The following is a 17671-nucleotide window of genomic DNA, read 5'->3' as shown; positions in this document are numbered from 1 at the left end:
GATCAGTACTTGATGAAGTGCTCGCGGTAGTGACGCAGCTCGGCGATGGAGTCGCGGATGTCGTCCAGCGCCAGGTGGCTGCTCTCCTTCTTGAACGCGTCCTTGACCGCCGGTGCCCAGCGCGCGGCCAGCTCCTTGAGGGTCGAGACGTCGATGTTGCGGTAGTGGAAGAAGGCCTCCAGCTGCGGCATGTAGCGCACCAGGAAGCGCCGATCCTGGCCGATGCTGTTGCCGCACATCGGCGACGCCCCCTTTGGCACCCACTGCTGGAGGAACTCGATGGTCTGCCGCTCGGCCTCCGCCTCGCTCAGCCGGCTGTCGCGCACCCGCTGGGTCAGCCCGCTCTTGCCGTGCTGTTCGACGCACCAGGGGTTCATGCCGGCGAGCACCTCGTCGCTCTGGTGGATCACCAGGCTCGGCCCTTCGGCCAGCACGTTGAGCTGGGAGTCGGTGACGATGGTGGCCATCTCGATGATGACGTCGGTGTCGGGCTCCAGACCGGTCATTTCCAGGTCGATCCAGATCAGGTTCTGCGGGTTCTGCATGGCGGGGCTCCTCGGCGTATGCCGGCATTCTAGCAGGCCGTCGCAACACCACGGCCCATGCTAGACTCGCCGCCGGAATCGCATACGGAATCGTCATGGCCAAACGCCAACTGAGCCGCCGGCAGAGCTGGCGCATCGAAAAGATCCAGGAAGAACGCGCCGCCCGCGCCAGCAAGCGCGAGTCGCGCGCGGTGGACGAGCTGGAAGGCGGCGATCTCGGCCCGGAACAGAACGGCCTGGTGATCGCCCACTTCGGTGTGCAGGTCGAAGTCGAGGCGCTGGAGGGCGAACTGGCCGGCCAGGTATTCCGCTGTCACCTGCGCGCCAACCTGCCGGTGCTGGTCACCGGTGACCGCGTGGTGTGGCGCGCCGGCAACCAGGGCATCGGCGTGATCGTCGCCCAGCTGCCGCGCAGCTCGGAACTGTGCCGACCGGACATGCGCGGCGTGCTCAAGCCGGTGGCGGCCAACGTCGACCAGATCGTCATCGTCTTCGCCCCGCTGCCCGAGCCCCACGCCAACCTGATCGACCGCTACCTGATCGCCGCCGACCACGCCGGCATCCGCCCGCTGCTGCTGCTCAACAAGGCCGACCTGATCGACGAGGGCAACGCGGCCAAGCTGGATGCGCTGCTCGGCGTCTACCGGGCTCTCGGCTACCCGCTGCTGGAAGTCTCGGCGCACAACGGCCTGGCCATGGACAGCCTGCGCACCCTGCTCGACGACCACGTCAGCGTGTTCGTCGGCCAGTCGGGGGTGGGCAAGTCGTCGCTGGTCAACAGCCTGCTGCCAGGCGTCGACACCCGCGTCGGCCCGCTGTCCGAGCAGACCGGCAAGGGCACCCACACCACCACCACCGCGCGGCTGTTCCACTTCCCCGGCGGCGGCGAACTGATCGACTCCCCCGGCATCCGCGAGTTCAGTCTCGGCCACGTCACCCGCGCCGACGTCGAGGACGGCTTCATCGAGTTCCGCGAGCTGATCGGCCGCTGCCGCTTCCGCGACTGCCAGCACGACCGCGAGCCCGGTTGCGCGCTGCTGCAGGCGCTGGAGAGCGGCAGCATCCATCCGCAGCGCCTGGCCAGCTACCGGCATATCCTGGCGACCCTGCCCAAAGCCGAGTATTGAGGGCTCGCCGGTGGTAGGCCGGAAAGCTCGCGCAGCGATTTTCCAGCCTACAAGACTGCCGCCGCTTTTCAGTACACTCCCGTTTTTCCATTGCCATCGGAGCTCGTCATGTCCGCCTTTTCCGACCTGCAGCTGCTGATCGAGCCCAGCGACCTGGCCAGCCGCCTGAGCGCGCCGGAGCTGATCCTGGTCGACCTGAGCAGCGCCAGCCGCTATGCCGCGGGGCATATCCCCGGCGCACGTTTCGTCGATCCCAAGCGCACCCAGCTGGGCCAGCCACCGGCCCCCGGCCTGCTGCCGGCCTGGGGCGAGCTGGAAGCGCTGTTCGGCGAACTCGGCCACAACCCCGACGCCGTCTACGTGCTCTACGACGACGAAGGCGGCCCCTGGGCCGGGCGCTTCGGCTGGCTGCTCGACCTGATCGGCCATCGCACCTGGCACCATCTCGACGGTGGCCTGCACAGCTGGCTGGCCGAAGGCCGCGAACTGAGCACGGAGGTACCAGCACCGGTCGGCGGCCCGCTGGCGCTCGAGCGCCACAACGAGGTGCTGGCCAGCCGCGAGTACCTGCTCGCACACCTCAACGATGACAACCTGACCATTTGGGACGCCCGCTCGCCGGCCGAATTCCGCGGCGAGAAGGTGCTGGCGGCCAGGGGCGGACACATCCCCGGCGCGGTGAACCTGGAGTGGACCGACTGCCAGGACCGCGCGCGCGCCCTGCGCCTGCGCGAGGACCTGCCGCAACTGCTCGCCGCCCACGGCATCACCCCGGAGCGGGAAATCGTCACCCACTGCCAGACCCACCGCCGCTCGGGCTTCACCTACATGGCGATGCGCGCGCTCGGCTACCCGAACCTCAAGGCCTACGCCGGCTCCTGGTCGGAATGGGGCAATCATCCCGACACCCCGGTGGAACGCTAAGGACCTGCAATGAACGTCAAAGAACGCCTGTTTCTCGCCGCCCAGTACCTGCTGCCACACCACACCCTGTCGCGGCTGATCGGCCTGGCTGCCGAATGCCGTATCGAGTGGTTCAAGAACCCGCTGATCAGCTGGTTCGTCAAACGCTACCAGGTCGACATGAGCGAGGCCGAGGTCGGCAACCCGCACGCCTACGAGCATTTCAACGCCTTCTTCACCCGCGCCCTGCGCGACGGCACCCGGCCGCTGGACGCCACCCCCGGCGCCATCCTCAGTCCAGCCGACGGCGCTATCAGCCAGCTCGGCCCGATCGAGCACGGCCGCATCTTCCAGGCCAAGGGCCACAGCTTCAGCGTGCTGGAGCTGCTCGGCGGCGACGCCGAGATGGCCGCGCCGTTCATGGGCGGCCAGTTCGCCACCGTCTACCTGTCGCCCAAGGACTACCACCGCGTGCACATGCCGCTGGCCGGCACCCTGCGCGAGATGGTCTACGTGCCGGGCCGGCTGTTCTCGGTCAACGGCTTCACCGCCGAGAACGTGCCCGACCTGTTCGCCCGCAACGAGCGGGTGGTCTGCCTGTTCGACACCGAGCGTGGGCCGATGGCGGTGGTGCTGGTCGGCGCGATGATCGTCGCCAGCGTGGAAACCGTGTGGGCCGGCCTGGTCACTCCGCCCCGGCGCGCACTCAGGCACTTCCGCTATGGCGAGGCGGCGCGCGCGCCGGTCCAGCTGGACAAGGGCGCAGAGCTCGGCCGCTTCAAGCTCGGCTCCACCGCCATCGTGCTGTTCGGCCCCGAGCAGGTGCGCTGGGCCGAAGGCCTGGCCGCCGGCAGCGCCGTGCGCATGGGCCAACAGCTGGCCCTGCCGCAGGCCTGACCGGCAAGCGATGGCCACATACCTGCTCCGGCTGCTGCGCGCCCTCGGCTGGCGCGAGGACGCCACCAGTCACGCGGAAAAGCTGATCTCCGCCCTCGGCGCCTTCTGCGCCCTGGGCGCGGTCTGGGTGGTCACCCACTGGGTGATGCCGGCGGAGGCAGCGCTGTGGGTGGTCGCCTCGACCGGAGCCAGCGCCGTCCTGCTGTTCGCCGTGCCGCACGGTCCGCTGTCGCAGCCCTGGGCGGTGTTCGGCGGCCAACTGATCTCCGCGTTCGTGGGCATCAGCTGCCAGCAGCTGCTGGCCGATCATCCGCTGACTCCGGCACTGGCCGTGGCACTGGCCATCCTCGCCATGCACTACGCGCGCTGCATCCACCCGCCGGGGGGCGCCACCGCGCTGACTTACGTGCTCGCCGGCCCCGGCATCCACGCCCTCGGCTACCAGTTCCTGCTCACCCCGGTGCTGCTCAACGTCGGCGTGATCCTGCTGGTCGCCGTGCTGTTCAACAGCCTGTTCCCCTGGCGACGCTATCCCGCCGCGCTGGCCCGCCAGCCGCTGCGCCCGACGCCGCCGCCCGGGCTGGCCCCGGAGGACATCCATCACGCCCTGCGCCAGATGGACTCGTACATCGACATCCGCTTCGACGACCTGCTGGAGATCATGCAGCTGGCCCACCAGCACGCCGCACAGCAGCGCCCGCACGCCACCGCCATTCTCCTCGGCGCCTGCTACAGCAACGGCCAGCCCGGCGCGCAGTGGTCGATCCGCCAGGTCACCGGCCTGCCCCCCAAACCGCCGGGGCGCAGTGCCCAAGCGGTCTACCGGGTGATAGCCGGCAACGATGTCGGCGGCTTCGGCAGCTGCCGGGTCACCGAACTGGCGGCCTGGGCGCAATTCGCCGTACGCCCCAGCGAACACGGCTGGCAGCGCTGCAGTCCCGAGGAATCGCGGCTGGCCGCCCGGCTATCGGAATGAAAAGCTGCCCGTGATGCAGTGCAAACCAGCCCGCGCCATGATCGGGTAGACTGCCGACTCGGCCTCGTCGCGACGACATGCCGACCGCTTGCGCCAGGGATGGGCACGCCCGCGCCGCCCACCCAGTCCCGTCTGCCCCGCACGAGCACACCATGGACCTGCACGCCTCCTACGCCCTGCTGCGCGTCACCGCCCCGGACCTGTCCAGCCTGTCCTTCTGTGCGCCGCAGCCGACCGCCCTGCGGGCCTGGCTCGGCGAGCTGCCCAAGGCCAATCTCGGCGAGACCGCACGACGCCTGTACAGCGCCCTGCAGGAGCTCAACCGCCTGCGCACGACCGCCGCCAATCGCCTGCAGCTGCTCGAGCTGGTACAACCGGAAGTACGCTTCGTCTGCACCCAGCTGCAGCAGCACCTGCGTAGCCAGGTGGTGATCCTCGATTCCCGCCGCCAGCAGATCGCCACCCTGTGCCAGACCCTGCACCAGCAACTGGCGCGCGCCGCCAAGCTGACCGCCAGCGAGGCGCTGCAGCTGCCGGCCGACGACCACAGCCGGCAGCTGACTGCCCGCGCCCTGCTGCTCGCCCTGCAGGCGCTGTATCAATTGCTCTGCCAGTTTTCCTGGCTGTACACCGCGCCCAGCCAGGGCTTCTGGCTGGAACTGCACCAGCTCTACCGAGCCGCCGGCAACCAGCAGCTCGAGCGTCTGCCGCAACAGCACGCCAGCCACGGCACGGCGCAGACCATCGAACAGTACTACCTGGCCTGCCTGCTGCTCGGCAGTGCGCGCTGCAACCAGCTGCGCCAGCAGGCCATCATGGTACTCGGCCAGAACCTGCCGAGCTGGAGCCGTCTCGCCTGCCTGCAGGACAGCCGCCTGCCCGGCAGCCTGTTCGCCTTCGCGCCGACCACCGACAGCCCACCGCGCTACACCAGTCTGTTGCAGGACGAGGCGCCGGCGCAGCTGCAGGGCCTCGATCCGCAGGGCCTGGTCGATGCCCTGCATGAATACCTGCTGCTCGGCCGCGAGCAGCGCGTGCATGCCCGCCTGCCGGTGCTGCACGGCGTCGGCGACGACCTGCTGCAACACCTGTGCACCGCCTGGAGCGCCCCGGCCGAGCGTGCCTTCAACCGCATTCCCGGCACCGGCGGCATCAGCGCCTGCGTGGGGATCCGCGTGCTGCACTACCATCTTGCCGGCCAGCGCAGCTTCGCCGACTGCCTGCAGTTGCCCGAGCACGAGGTCAGCGTTGACTTCCAGCGCCGCCTGCGCGAACAGGACCCCTGGTCGCGCGCCTTCGATGCCGAGCGCCCGGGGGAGCCGCTGCACAAGCCGCGCGAGCGGATCGACTACCGCCAGGAGCGCGCCGCGGACGAGGAATATCCGCTCCACCAGCTGCAGGTGGTCAACCACAGTCCCGGCGGCTACTGCCTGGCCTGGGACGACAGCCCGCCCGAGCAGCTGCAGACCGGCGACCTGATCGGCCTGCAGCATCCCGGCGAGCGCGGCTGGAACATCGCCCTGATCCGCTGGATCCGCCAGCCGCACGGCAGTGGCCTGCAGCTGGGCATCGAGCTGCTCGCCCCGCGGGCGCAGCCCTGCGGACTGCGCCTGCTGCAACGCAGCGACCAGCACGCGCACTACCTGCGCGGCCTGCTGCTCGCCGCGATCCCGACCCTGGGCCGCCCGGCGATGCTGATCGCCCCGCACCTGCCGTTCCAGCAGGGGCAGAAGGTGCAGCTCAACCTCGACGGCCGCGAGCAGTCCATCCTGCTTACCCAGCGCCACACCCTCAGCGGCAACTTCAACCAGTTCGAATACCGCCCGCTGCAAACGGCCACCGCCCCCCACGAGCGGAAACCGGTCACAGCTTGGCGCCTGGTCGGCGACCCCGGCCCGGAAGGCTTTGACTCGCTGTGGGAGTCCTTGTAGATTTTCGCAACTCCTTAACTATCGCGTTCTTGCGCCCGTCTGGCGCTGGTTTCAGGCCATCCATGTCCACCGAAAAGAAAACCGTCCGCCTGCTGCTCCTCGAGGACTCGCAGAACGAGGCCGAGCGACTGATCAGCCTGTTCCGCAACTCCGGCCATGCCACCCGCGCCCACCGGCTGACCTCCAGCGCCGACCTGGTCGACACCCTGCAGCAAACCTGGGACCTGCTGATTGCCGCCCAGCACAGCGAAAACCTCGAACCCAGCGAAGCCCTCAGCGCCATTCGCCGCCAGGGCAAGGACCTGCCGTTCCTGCAGCGGGTGGCCGACAGCGACAGCGAGGCGATCACCGAAGCCATGCTGCTCGGCGCCCAGGATGGCGTGCCGGAGACCGACGACGAACGCCTGCTGCTGGTGGCCCAGCGCGAACTGAAGAACCTCGAGGAACGCCGCGCCCGGCGCGCCGCCGAGGTGGCGCTGCGCGAAGCGGAAAAGCGCTGCCAGCTGCTGCTCGACAGCTCGGTGGACGCCATCACCTACGTGCACGACGGCATGCACATCTACGTCAACCGCGCCTATGTCGAACTGTTCGGCTACAGCGACGCCGACGATATCGCCGGCATGCCGATGATCGACCTGATCAAGGGCAGCGATCAGGGCGCGTTCAAGGACTTCCTCAAGACCTACCAGCACAGCGAGGAGCACGCCGAGCTGCTGTGTGGCGGCGTGCGCGACGACGGCAGCCAGTTCCGCGCACGGATGACCTTCTCGCCGGCCACCTATGACGGCGAGCCCTGCACCCAGGTGGTGATCCGCGCGGAAAGCGACAATGCCGAACTGGCGGAGAAGCTGCGCGAGATCAGCAGCCAGGACCTGGTCACCGGCCTGTACAACCGCGTGCACTTCCTCGAACTGCTCGACCAGGGCAGCGAACGGGCCGTGCGCGACGGCAGTGTCGCCACCCTGGCCATCATGCGCATCGACCGCCATGCCGGGCTGCTCAGCGAGATCGGCATGGCCGATGGCGACCTGCTGCTGGCCGACTGTGCCGGCCTGCTGCGCCAGCACTTCGGCGACCGTGCCCAGCTGGCGCGCTTTACCGACGACAGCTTTGCCGCCCTGCTGCCGGGCGTCACCCCGCAGCAGGCCGAGGACACCCTGCAGGGCCTGCTGAAGAAGGTCGAAGGCCACCTGTTCGACATCGGCGGGCGCACCGTGCAGATCACCCTGAGCATCGGCGTGGCCGGCATCAGCGAGCAGAGCACGCAAAGCCAGCTGGTGGTCGAGCGTGCCCTGCGCTGCACCGAACAGCTGAGCGACGGCAACGCCCTCAAGCTCTACGATCCCGCCGAAGAGCTGGCCGCGGCGGCCAGCCGCGGCAGCCTGGTCGCCATGGTCCAGCAGGCGCTGGACACCAACAGCTTCCAGCTGCTGTTCCAGCCGATCATCAGCCTGCACGGCGACGAGCGCGAGCATTACGAGGTGCTGCTGCACCTCAACAACCCTCAGGGCGAACCGGTGCCGAGCGCCGACTTCCTCGCCGCCGCGGAGCAGGCCGGACTGGCCGCCAAGGTCGACCGCTGGGTGCTGCTCAATGCCATCCGCCAGTTGGGCGAACACCGCGCCAAGGGCCACAACACCCGCCTGTTCATCAACCTCGGCGCCGCCAGCCTGCAGGACCCGACTTTGCTGCCGTGGCTCAGCGCGGCATTCAAGGCGGCCCGCCTGCCCGCCGACGCGCTGATCATGCAGCTCGCCGAACCGGATGCGATCGCCCTGCTGAAACAGGCCAAGACCCTGTGCCAGGGACTCGCCGAGCTGCACTGCAAGGTCGCCCTCAACCGCTTCGGCGGTGCGCTCAACCCGTTCAACACCCTGCGCCACCTGGCGGTCGACTTCGTCAAGCTCGACGGCGGCCTCCTCCAGGACCTCTCCAGCGAGGAGCAGCGGGAGAACCTCAAAAGCCTGATCGGCGGCCTGCACGCCCAGGCCAAGCTGACCATGGTACCCAACGTGGACAATCCCAGCGTGCTGACCACCCTGTGGCAGACCGGGGTCAACTACGTGCAGGGCCTTTATCTGCAGGGGCCGAGCCCGCGCATGGACTACGAGTTCTCCTCCGGCGAGGAGTGAGTTTCCCGCCCCCCTAGAATGAAAAAACCGCCATCAGGCGGTTTTTTCATTTCCGGGCAGCGCTCAATCGCGGCCCTCGCGGTCGCGATAGCCCAGCAGATACAGGATGCCGTCGAGGCCGAGGGTGGAGATCGCCTGCTTGGCCGACTGCTTGACCAGCGGCTTGGCGCGGAAGGCCACGCCGAGGCCGGCGATGGCCAGCATCGGCAAGTCGTTGGCACCGTCACCAACGGCGATGGTCTGCTCCAGACGCAGACCTTCCTGCGCAGTCAGCTGACGCAGCAGATCGGCCTTGCGCTGGGCATCGACGATCGGCTCGACCGCCTGGCCGGTGACCTTGCCGTCGACGATCTCCAGCTCGTTGGCGAACACGTAGTCGATGCCCAGCTTGTCCTGCAGCTGGCGGGCGAAATAGGTGAAGCCGCCGGAGAGGATCGCGGTCTTGTAGCCCAGGCGCTTGAGCTCGGCGAACAGGGTTTCCGCCCCTTCGGTCAGGCGCAGGCCGGCACCGATGTCGGCCAGCACCTCCTCGGACAATCCCTTGAGCAGCGCCAGGCGCTCCTTGAAGCTGGCGCGGAAGTCCAGCTCGCCGCGCATCGCCCGCTCGGTGATCTCGGCCACCTGCTCGCCGACGCCGGCGGCCTTGGCCAGCTCGTCGATCACCTCGGCCTCGATCAGCGTCGAGTCCATGTCGAACACCGCCAGGCGGCGGTTGCGGCGGAACACGCTGTCGAGCTGGAAGGCGATGTCGACGTTGAGCTCCTGGGCCACGCTGAGGAACTCGGCACGCAGCGCCGCCGGATCGGCAGGCTCGCCGCGCACGGAAAACTCGATGCAGCCCTTGCTGCGGTCGACCGGGGTATCCAGCGGCATGCGCCCGGACAGGCGATCGATGTGGTCGATGTTCAGCCCGTACTTGGCGGTGATCGAACTGACCCGGTGCAGCTGCTCGGCGGTCACCTTGCGGGTCAGCAGGGTGACGATGTGGCGCAGCTTGCCCTGGCCGCCGACCCACTGCTGGTAGTCGGCCTCGGACACCGGCGTGAAACGCACCTGCTGGTCCAGCTCGTAGCCGGTGAACAGCACATCCTTGAGCACCGAGGAGGCCTTGGCGCTGTGCGGAATCTCGACCAGGATGCCGAACGACAGGGTGTCGTGGATCACCGCCTGGCCGATGTCGAGAATATTCACCCCACCCTGGGCGAGCACCCCGGTGATGGCTGCGGTCAAGCCCGGGCGGTCTTCCCCGGTGATGTTGATCAGGACGATTTCGCGCACGGCGCACCTCCCCGGAACTGAAAAGTCCGGCATTCTACCTGCAAAGCACGCCATCTGGCAGCGTGCTTTGCCCGATCCCCGAGAGCACCGCTATACTTCGCTTCCCGTCACTTCCAGAGCCGAGCCCCCACTCGTGAACCGGCCCGCGCCCGTCAAACCCGACAACTTCTTCGTCCTCCTGTTCAACGCCCTGCGGCGTCGGCGGGTGCCTATCGCTTTGCGCCTGGTCAGCTTCAGCCTGATCCTCGTCGTGGGGGTGATGCTGACCTTCGCCTGGGTGTTCAACCTGCAGGTCAAGCAGGCCATGCAGCAGCAGACCGAGGCCGTCGGCGAGAGCCTCAAGCGCCAGGCCGTGGTCTCGGCCACCGAGCTGCTGGCGGCCAACGACCGCCTGAGCCTCAAGGTGATGCTCGACAACCTGGTGGACAACCCGCTGGTCGCCCATGTGGTGATCCACGGCGTCGACAACCGGATCATCGCCGAAGCCGGGCGCCGGCCGCAGCCGGGCCTGTTCGACGCCGATGCCGGCGTGTTCAGCGCCCCCCTCGCCTTCCAGGAGGTCGCCGCCGGGCAGCTGCAGCTGACCCTCGATCTGCCGGCGTTTCGCCAGCCGCTGACCGTCAGCCTGCAGAACTTCGGCCTGCTGGGCCTGATCGTGCTGGTCGTGACCCTGTTCCTCAGCCTGCGCGAAGGCAGCCGGCTGACCACCCCGCTGCTGCAGCTGCGTCTGTGGCTGCGCGACCCGGACGACCCGGCACCGGCCAGCGAGCGCCAGGACGAAATCGGCGATCTGGCCCGCCAGCTGCAGCATCGCCTGGTACCGCCACGGCCCGCACCCACCGAGAGCGAACTCGACGCGCTGGCCGCGGAGGACGGCGAAGAGCTGTTCGAAGGACTGGAAAACCTGCTCGACGAGCCACGGCCGGCGGCCCGCCGCGCCACCGCGCACGCCGCCGTGGCGGTGGCGCAGCCAGCCGCGCCCGTCGCCGACCCTGAGGAGCCGGACGGATTCGAGCTGGATGCCGAGGCCCTCGGCCTGGATCCGGACGACCTGGCGCCAGTCTCCCAGCCCCCTGCCCAGCCGGCCGCCGCGCCGAGCATGCCCAGCCTGCCGCCGGTGCACAGCGCCGTGCTGGCCACCCAGCTGGGCGCGCAGGAAGAGCTGCAGCGCTGCCTTCCGCAGCAGCGTCTGGTCGAGCTGCTGCGGCGCTATCGCGACAGCCTGGAACAGGCGGCCCGCCTGTATCACGGCAATCTGGTGCGCCTCAGCGATGGCAGCAGCCTGGTCCTGTTCCACAGCAACCAGTCCGGCGAGCACTACCTGAGCCGGGCACTGTGCTGCGGCGAGCTGTTGCGCGCCCTCGGCCATGCCCTGCAGATCGAGGTGGCCGACCGCGGCCTGACCCTCCAGCTGCAGCTCGGCCTCAGCCATGGCGAAGGCCTCTACGGCCTGCCGCCGGCCGAACTCCTGCAACAGGCCAGCAGCCAGAGCGCCCTGGGCCTCAGCCGGCACAGCCGCAACCTGCTGCTGCTCGAGCAAAGCCTCGGCGCCGACCCGGCGGTGCGCGAGCGGGCGCGCATCCGCACCCTCGCCTCGCCGGCCGGAGCCAGCTGCGTCGAGCGCCTGCAGGATCCCCTGCCGGCACGTCTGGAGCAGCAGCTGGGGCAGATGCTGCAACACGCCTGAACGCGTTGCCGACCTCCTCCGCCCAGCAAGCCTTCTGAAAGCACAACGCCGCGCCGGATCAACCGGCGCGGCGTTGTGCTTCCCGGGCGGGCATCAGCCGCCTCGGCAACCTCGGATCAGAACCGATAGACCTCGGCACCCGCTCCCGGTACCGGCGCGTTCACCGCGGGAATACGCGGCGCCACCGGCCGGCGCGGCTGACCGGCCTTGCGTTCGGCCTGCGCATCGCGCTCCGCAGTCACCCGAGCCCGGGTCAGCGTCGTCACTGCAGCGGACATCTCACTCGCCAGGTTCTGCAGCAGCACGCTCTGCGCGCGCACCTGATCGCTCAGCTCGCCGTTGTGCTTCTCCTCCAGACGCACCACGCGACTGTCGGACATCTTGCCGCTGCCATCCAGCAGGCGCCATTGGGCCTCCAGCACGGCGGGCTGGAACGGCCCGGAATCCAGGCGACTGATGCTGAGCAGCAGCTGCACATCCGGCTTGAAGCCGACCCGGTCCGGATACAGGGCTAGGCGGCTGCTGTCGAGACGACCAGCCAGCTGGCGCAGCAGCAACTGGGCCACGTCGTCCTGCAGGCTGCCGACCCAGCGGGCCTGCTGGGTGATCACCAGGCTGTCGTCACTCTGACGCTGCACCAGGGTTTCGCGCTGCAGGTAGTCGGCCAGCTTCAGCGGGCCGAGCAGCACCGCCACGCCCTTGTCGGCCTGCGGCAGTGCCGGACTGCCCTGCTGTAGCTGGAAGAACTGTGCCGGCGGCGTCGCGGCACAGCCGGCCATGGCGAGCAGTCCCGCCAGGCCCAGTAGTCGGATCAAGCGTGGAACACGCATGGAAAATTCACCGTTTGTTGCCAAAAATAAGCGATTCGGGCTGCTGCTCGAGGCTTTCCGCCGTGCGCTGCAGCGCCTTGCTGGCGCGCCCCAGCTCCTCCAGGGTCTGCAGCAGCTGGTATTGCACCTCGGACTCGGGGCCCAGGCTGCGCTGGGTATCCCCAGCCAGCCCCTGCATCTGCTGCAGGGCGACGGTAGCGGCCTGCGCCGCCTGACGGAGATCGCCAATGGCCGTGCGCAACTCGCCGCTACCCTGGCGGGCATTATCCAGAATTGGCGGGATTTGTCGCTGCAATTGTTGAGTCAGACTCTCAACATTGCGCAGGGTCTGCCCCAGGCTAAGCAGCCCGCCCTGCAGTTCGGGGGAGGTACTCAGGCGCTCCAGCGCCTGCAGGGTGTTGTTGGCCGACACCACCATCTCGCGCAGTGGCATCTCGCGCAGACTGCCGGTCAGCTCGCGCAGCAGGTTGGCCACCTGGTCGATCCGCGACGGCACGCTGGGAATGGTCGGTAGCTCCAGATCGTGGGGCTCGCGTACATAGCCGTTCTGATCGGGGAACAGGTCAAGGGCCACGATGGCCTTGCCGGTGAGCAGGCTCTGGGTCTGCAGCTGGGCGCGCAGGCCGTGCTCGACCAGGCGCTCGACCACCCGGTCGAAGCGCTGACCCTTGCTGCCAGCGTCGGGATTGATGCGCAGCACCACCGGAATCACCACATCCTTGAGCTCGCGGTCGTAGGACAGGCGGATCTCGCGCACGGTGCCGACCTTGACGCCGCGGTAGGTGACGTCGGCGCCGACGTCGAGACCGTCCAGCGTACCGGTGAAGTACACCACGTAGTCGCTGGGCTGGCTGAACCAGTTGTCGCGGCCGAGCAGCAGCAGGCCGCCGGCCAGCAGGACGATGCCGCTGAGCAGGAAGGCGCCGATCCAGAACGGCTTGCGGGGTTCGCTCATGGGGTGCTCTCCGCGGCAGCCGACCAGTCGCCGCGGCGCAGGAAGCGCTGCACTGTCGGGTGCGGACACTCGTCGAGCAGCTGCTGCAGCGGACCGAGGGCGATCTGGGTATGGCTCTGGTTGTCGAGAAACAGGCAGGTATCGGCCACCGCGAAGATGCTCGGCAGTTCATGGGTAACCAGCACGATACTCGCGCCGAGGCTGTCGCGCAGCTCGAGGATCAACTGGTCGAGGGCCATGGAGCTGAGCGGATCGAGGCCGGCGGAGGGCTCGTCGAGGAACAGCACCTCGGGGTCGAGGGCCAGCGCCCGCGCCAGGCCGGCGCGCTTGCGCATGCCGCCGGACAGCTCGGCCGGATACAGCGTGTCGCAGCCGGCCAGGCCGACCAGCGCCAGCTTGAGGGCGGCCAGCTCGGCCAGCTCGACCTGCTCCAGCCAGGGATGATAGGCCGCCAGCGGCAGGGTGATGTTCTCGCTCAGGGTCATACCGCTCCACAGCGCGCCGCTCTGGTAGAGCACGCCGAAGTGCTGCTGCAGGGCGGCGCGCGCATCCTCGTCGCGGGCCCAGAAATCCTCGCCGTGGAACAGCACTCGGCCGGCCAGCGGCGCCTGCAGGCCGATCAGGTGGCGCAGCAGGGTGCTCTTGCCGCAGCCGCTGCCGCCCATGACGACGAACACCTCGCCGCGGCGGATGGTGAAATTGAGGTCGTGCTGGATCACCTTGCTGCCGTAGCCGGCGCTGAGGCTTTCCACGCTGAGAACCGCCTCGCTCATGCTCAGATCCCCAGCTGGGTGCAGATCAGGGTGATCAGCGCATCGCTGACCACCAGGGCGACGATGATGCTGACCACCGCACGGGTGGTGGCCTGGCCCACTGCCTGGGCGTTGCGTCCGCAGCTCAGGCCGTAGTGGCAGCCGATCAAGCCGATCAGCACGGCGAACACCAGGCTCTTGAACACGCCGAGCAGGAAGTCGGCGAGGCTGAGCATCGCCAGGCTCTGGTTGAGGTACAGCGGCGCGGAGATGTCGAACAACCCGGAGCCGATGACGAAGCCGCCGAGAATACCCAGCGCGTCGGCGAACACGCAGAGCAGCGGCATACTCACCAACAGCGCCAGCAGGCGCGGCAGGACGAGAAACTCCAGCGGCGGGAAGCCGAAGGTCTTCAGCGCGTCGATCTCCTCGTTGGCCTGCATGCTGCCCAGCTCCGCAGCGTAGGCCGCGCCGGTGCGACCGGCCATGATCACCGCGGTCATCAGCGCGCCCATCTCGCGGGTCATGCCGATGGCCACCATGTTGGCGATGTACAGCTGGGCACCGAAGGCCTGCAGCTGGGCGGCGCCGACGAAGGCAAGGATCAGGCCGACCAGGCTGGCGATCAGCGCGACGATCGGCAGCGCACCGGGGCCGCACTGCTGCAGCGCCGCCCAGAAGTCGCCGGAGCGCATGCGCGCGCGGCCCTGCAGCAGGCGGCCGAGGGCGAGGATCACCGCGCCGGTGAAGGCGCAGGCATTGACCAGTGCGGCCTGCACCTGCAACCCGGCCAGGCCGAGGCGCGACACCGGCCCCAGGCGCGGCGGCGCGTCCTCGGCGACCTGAGTGGAGGGCGTGGCACCCATCTCCAGCAGCCGCTCGACCCCCTCGGGCAGGCCCTGATAGACCAGCGGCAGCTGTTCGTCGGCGGCCAGGCGCTGCAGGCGGCGCAGCACGGCCAGCAGACTGCTGTCCCAGGCGTCCAGCGCGTCCACCTGCAGCAGCAGCTGCGCCGGCTTGTCCGCCAGGCTGCGCCAGACCGCCAGCAGGTCGGGCTTGTCGGCCGGCAGGGTCCAGCTGCCGGACAGGCGCAGTCGCGCCTCGCCCTCATCCAGGCCCGCCCAGACCAGCTGGGCCTGCGCTCGCCCTACCTCTGCCATCCATCCTCCTTGCCGGAAACAGCCCTCAACCCGCGGTTGCAAACTGCCCTTCCCTGCAGCAGGCACGAACTCGCAGGCTCACCCCAACAGCCAAGAGCATCGCCCCGAGGTCGGGCCTCCCACAAGAGCAAAGCCCACAACGAACCTGCAGGAGGCCCGCCCCGACGACACCCTCGCCATGGCAGGGTGCGGCCTCAGTTTGGCACGCCCTCCACCAGCAGCGCATCGACGCGCTGGAAGCCGCGCGGCAGCAGGCTACCGCGACGGCCGCGCTCGCCCTTGTAGTGTTCCAGATCCTCGGGGCGCAGCGACAGGGTGCGCTTGCCGGCCTGCAGCACCAGGGTGCTGCCCTGCGGCAGCACCGCCAGGTCGCAGAGGTACTCCTCGCGACTGGCCACCCGCTCGCCGGGGATGCCGATGATCTTGTTGCCCTTGCCCTTGCCCAGCTGGGGCAGGTCGGCGACCTTGAACACCAGCAGGCGCCCCTCGCTGGTCACCGCCGCCAGCCAGTCGTTGGCCACATCGACCAGCGGCCGCGGCGCCAGCACCTTGGCGCCGGCGGGTAGGGTCAGCAGCGCCTTGCCGGCCTTGTTCTTGGCCTGCAGATCCTCGCCCTTGACCACGAAACCATAGCCGGCATCCGAGGCCAGCACATACAGCGCGTCGTCCTCGGGCAGCAGCAGGCAGTCGAAGCTGGCGCCTGGCGGCGGGGTCAGGCGGCCGGTCAACGGCTCGCCCTGGCCGCGCGCCGAGGGCAGCGAGTGGGCCGGCAGCGAGTAGCTGCGCCCGGTGGAGTCGAGGAACACTGCGAACTGGTTGGAGCGCCCCGGCGCGGCGGCCTTGAAGGCATCGCCGGCCTTGTAGGACAGCCCGGCGGCGTCGATGTCGTGGCCCTTGGCGCAGCGCACCCAGCCCTTCTCGGAGAGCACCACGGTGACCGGCTCGGTGGGCAGCAGCTCGGTTTCCGACAGGGCCTTGGCCTCGGCGCGGGCGACGATCGGCGAGCGACGGGGGTCGCCGTACCTCTCGGCGTCCTCGAGCAGTTCCTTGCGCACCAGCGCCTTGAGCTGGCGTTCGCTGCCGAGCAGGGCCAGCAGCTTGCTGCGCTCCTTGGCCAGCGCGTCCTGCTCGCCGCGTATCTTCATCTCCTCGAGGCGCGCCAGCTGGCGCAGGCGGGTGTCGAGGATGTAGTCGGCCTGCACCTCGTCGAGGCCAAAGCGCGCCATCAGCTCGGCCTTGGGCTCGTCCTCCTCGCGGATGATGCGGATCACCTCGTCGAGGTTGAGGAAGGCGATCAGCAGGCCTTCCAGCAGGTGCAGGCGACTCTCCACCTTGTCCAGGCGGAACTGCAGGCGGCGGCGCACGGTGCCGAGGCGGAAGGTCAGCCACTCGGACAGCAGCGTGCGCAGGTTCTTCACCTGCGGCTTGCCGTCGAGGCCGATGACGTTGGTGTTGACCCGGTAGCTGGACTCCAGGTCGGTGGTGGCGAACAGGTGCTGCATCAGCTCGGCGGCATCCACGCGGTTGGAGCGCGGGATGATGACGATGCGGCAGGGGTGCTCGTGGTCCGACTCGTCGCGCAGGTCGGCGACCATCGGCAGCTTCTTGGCCTGCATCTGTGCAGCGATCTGCTCGAGGACCTTGGCTCCGGAGACCTGGTGCGGCAGTGCGGTGACCACGATGTCGCCGTCCTCCACGCGGTACACGGCGCGCATGCGCACCGAGCCGCGACCGGTCTCGTAGATCTTCAGCAGATCGCTGCGCGGGGTGATGACCTCGGCCTCGGTGGGGTAGTCCGGACCCTGCACGTGCTCGCATAGCTGCTCGACCGTGGCGCTCGGTTCGTCGAGCAGGCGCACGCAGGCCTCGGCCACTTCGCGCAGGTTGTGCGGCGGCACGTCGGTGGCCATGCCCACGGCGATGCCGGTGGTGCCGTTGAGCAGCAGGTTGGGCAGCCGCGCCGGCAGGGTCGCCGGCTCGTCGAGGGTGCCGTCGAAGTTGGGCACCCAGTCCACCGTGCCCTGGCCCAGCTCGGCCAGCAGCACCTCGGAATAGCGCGACAGGCGCGCCTCGGTATAGCGCATGGCGGCGAACGACTTGGGATCGTCCGGCGCGCCCCAGTTGCCTTGGCCGTCGACCAGGGTGTAGCGGTAGCTGAACGGCTGCGCCATCAGCACCATGGCCTCGTAGCAGGCGCTGTCGCCGTGGGGATGGAACTTGCCCAGCACGTCGCCGACGGTGCGCGCCGACTTCTTGTGCTTGGCGTCGGCGTTGAGGCCCAGCTCGCTCATCGCGTAGACAATGCGCCGCTGCACCGGCTTGAGGCCGTCGCCGATGTGCGGCAGGGCGCGGTCCATGATCACGTACATGGAATAGTTGAGATAGGCCTGTTCGGTGAACTCGGCCAGCGGGCGGCGTTCGACGCCGTCCAGGCTCAGATCGAGGGATTCGCTCATCTGCGTCCTCAGAAACTCGTTTGCTCAAGGCGCGCCCGCCAC

Annotated in this window: 14 protein-coding genes; 7 read left to right on the top strand and 7 right to left on the bottom strand. The window is 68.9% G+C overall.

Going from position 1 to position 17671, the window contains the following annotated elements; translation table 11 throughout:
* Nucleotides 1-2: 2 nt before the first annotated feature.
* Entirely contained in the window at nt 3-545 is a 543-nt protein-coding gene (gene orn / locus BMZ19_RS04170; RefSeq protein ID WP_090307280.1) for an oligoribonuclease, read from the bottom strand.
* Nucleotides 546-640: 95 nt separating this feature from the next.
* Here orn and rsgA point away from each other — a divergent pair, with 95 nt between their 5' ends.
* The 6 genes from rsgA to BMZ19_RS04145 all read left to right on the top strand — a co-directional run bounded on the left by rsgA (nt 641) and on the right by BMZ19_RS04145 (nt 8511).
* The gene (gene rsgA / locus BMZ19_RS04165) at nt 641-1672 is read left to right on the top strand and encodes a small ribosomal subunit biogenesis GTPase RsgA (RefSeq protein WP_090307277.1); all 1032 of its coding nucleotides are present in this window, start codon (nt 641-643) and stop codon (nt 1670-1672) included.
* A gap of 108 nt (nt 1673-1780) precedes the next feature.
* Nucleotides 1781-2596 carry a rhodanese-like domain-containing protein gene (locus BMZ19_RS22595; protein ID WP_244517097.1) on the top strand — a complete coding sequence of 272 codons (816 nt, stop codon included), beginning with the start codon at nt 1781-1783 and terminating at the stop codon, nt 2594-2596.
* A 9-nt stretch (nt 2597-2605) separates the two neighbouring features.
* Complete coding sequence (gene asd / locus BMZ19_RS22590) at nt 2606-3472, top strand: archaetidylserine decarboxylase (protein ID WP_244517096.1); 867 nt, start codon at nt 2606-2608, stop codon at nt 3470-3472.
* 10 nt (nt 3473-3482) lie between these two features.
* Nucleotides 3483-4448 (top strand): HPP family protein, encoded by a 966-nt coding sequence (locus BMZ19_RS04155; RefSeq protein ID WP_090307274.1) that lies wholly within the window; start codon nt 3483-3485, stop codon nt 4446-4448.
* A 152-nt stretch (nt 4449-4600) separates the two neighbouring features.
* Nucleotides 4601-6379, top strand: a complete 1779-nt coding sequence (locus tag BMZ19_RS04150) for a hypothetical protein (RefSeq protein ID WP_090307272.1) — start codon at nt 4601-4603, stop codon at nt 6377-6379.
* 62 nt (nt 6380-6441) lie between these two features.
* Complete coding sequence (locus BMZ19_RS04145) at nt 6442-8511, top strand: EAL domain-containing protein (protein ID WP_090307269.1); 2070 nt, start codon at nt 6442-6444, stop codon at nt 8509-8511.
* Nucleotides 8512-8574: 63 nt separating this feature from the next.
* Here the strand turns inward: BMZ19_RS04145 and serB are convergent, their stop codons facing one another.
* Complete coding sequence (serB, locus tag BMZ19_RS04140; RefSeq protein WP_090307266.1) at nt 8575-9789, bottom strand: phosphoserine phosphatase SerB; 1215 nt, start codon at nt 9787-9789, stop codon at nt 8575-8577.
* 133 nt (nt 9790-9922) lie between these two features.
* Here serB and BMZ19_RS04135 point away from each other — a divergent pair, with 133 nt between their 5' ends.
* The gene (locus BMZ19_RS04135; RefSeq protein ID WP_090307263.1) at nt 9923-11476 is read left to right on the top strand and encodes a histidine kinase; all 1554 of its coding nucleotides are present in this window, start codon (nt 9923-9925) and stop codon (nt 11474-11476) included.
* Nucleotides 11477-11592: 116 nt separating this feature from the next.
* On the opposite strand, the gene BMZ19_RS04130 is transcribed toward BMZ19_RS04135, so the two are convergent.
* From BMZ19_RS04130 to parC, 5 genes are all read right to left on the bottom strand, one after another.
* Nucleotides 11593-12306, bottom strand: a complete 714-nt coding sequence (locus BMZ19_RS04130; protein WP_090307261.1) for a PqiC family protein — start codon at nt 12304-12306, stop codon at nt 11593-11595.
* 7 nt (nt 12307-12313) lie between these two features.
* Entirely contained in the window at nt 12314-13261 is a 948-nt protein-coding gene (locus BMZ19_RS04125; protein ID WP_090307258.1) for an MlaD family protein, read from the bottom strand.
* Entirely contained in the window at nt 13258-14034 is a 777-nt protein-coding gene (locus BMZ19_RS04120; RefSeq protein ID WP_090307255.1) for an ABC transporter ATP-binding protein, read from the bottom strand. The genes BMZ19_RS04125 and BMZ19_RS04120 overlap by 4 nt, the downstream gene beginning before the upstream one ends.
* Before the next feature lie 2 nt (nt 14035-14036).
* The gene (locus BMZ19_RS04115; protein WP_090307251.1) at nt 14037-15173 is read right to left on the bottom strand and encodes an ABC transporter permease; all 1137 of its coding nucleotides are present in this window, start codon (nt 15171-15173) and stop codon (nt 14037-14039) included.
* 194 nt (nt 15174-15367) lie between these two features.
* Nucleotides 15368-17629, bottom strand: coding sequence for a DNA topoisomerase IV subunit A (gene parC, locus BMZ19_RS04110; RefSeq protein ID WP_090307248.1), 2262 nt, complete (start codon nt 17627-17629; stop codon nt 15368-15370).
* Nucleotides 17630-17671 lie beyond the last annotated feature (42 nt).

It is taken from the genome of Pseudomonas linyingensis (assembly GCF_900109175.1).
Taxonomy (GTDB): domain Bacteria; phylum Pseudomonadota; class Gammaproteobacteria; order Pseudomonadales; family Pseudomonadaceae; genus Geopseudomonas; species Geopseudomonas linyingensis.
Note: the sequence above shows the minus strand (reverse complement) of the source record. Positions and strands in the feature narration are given on the sequence as shown.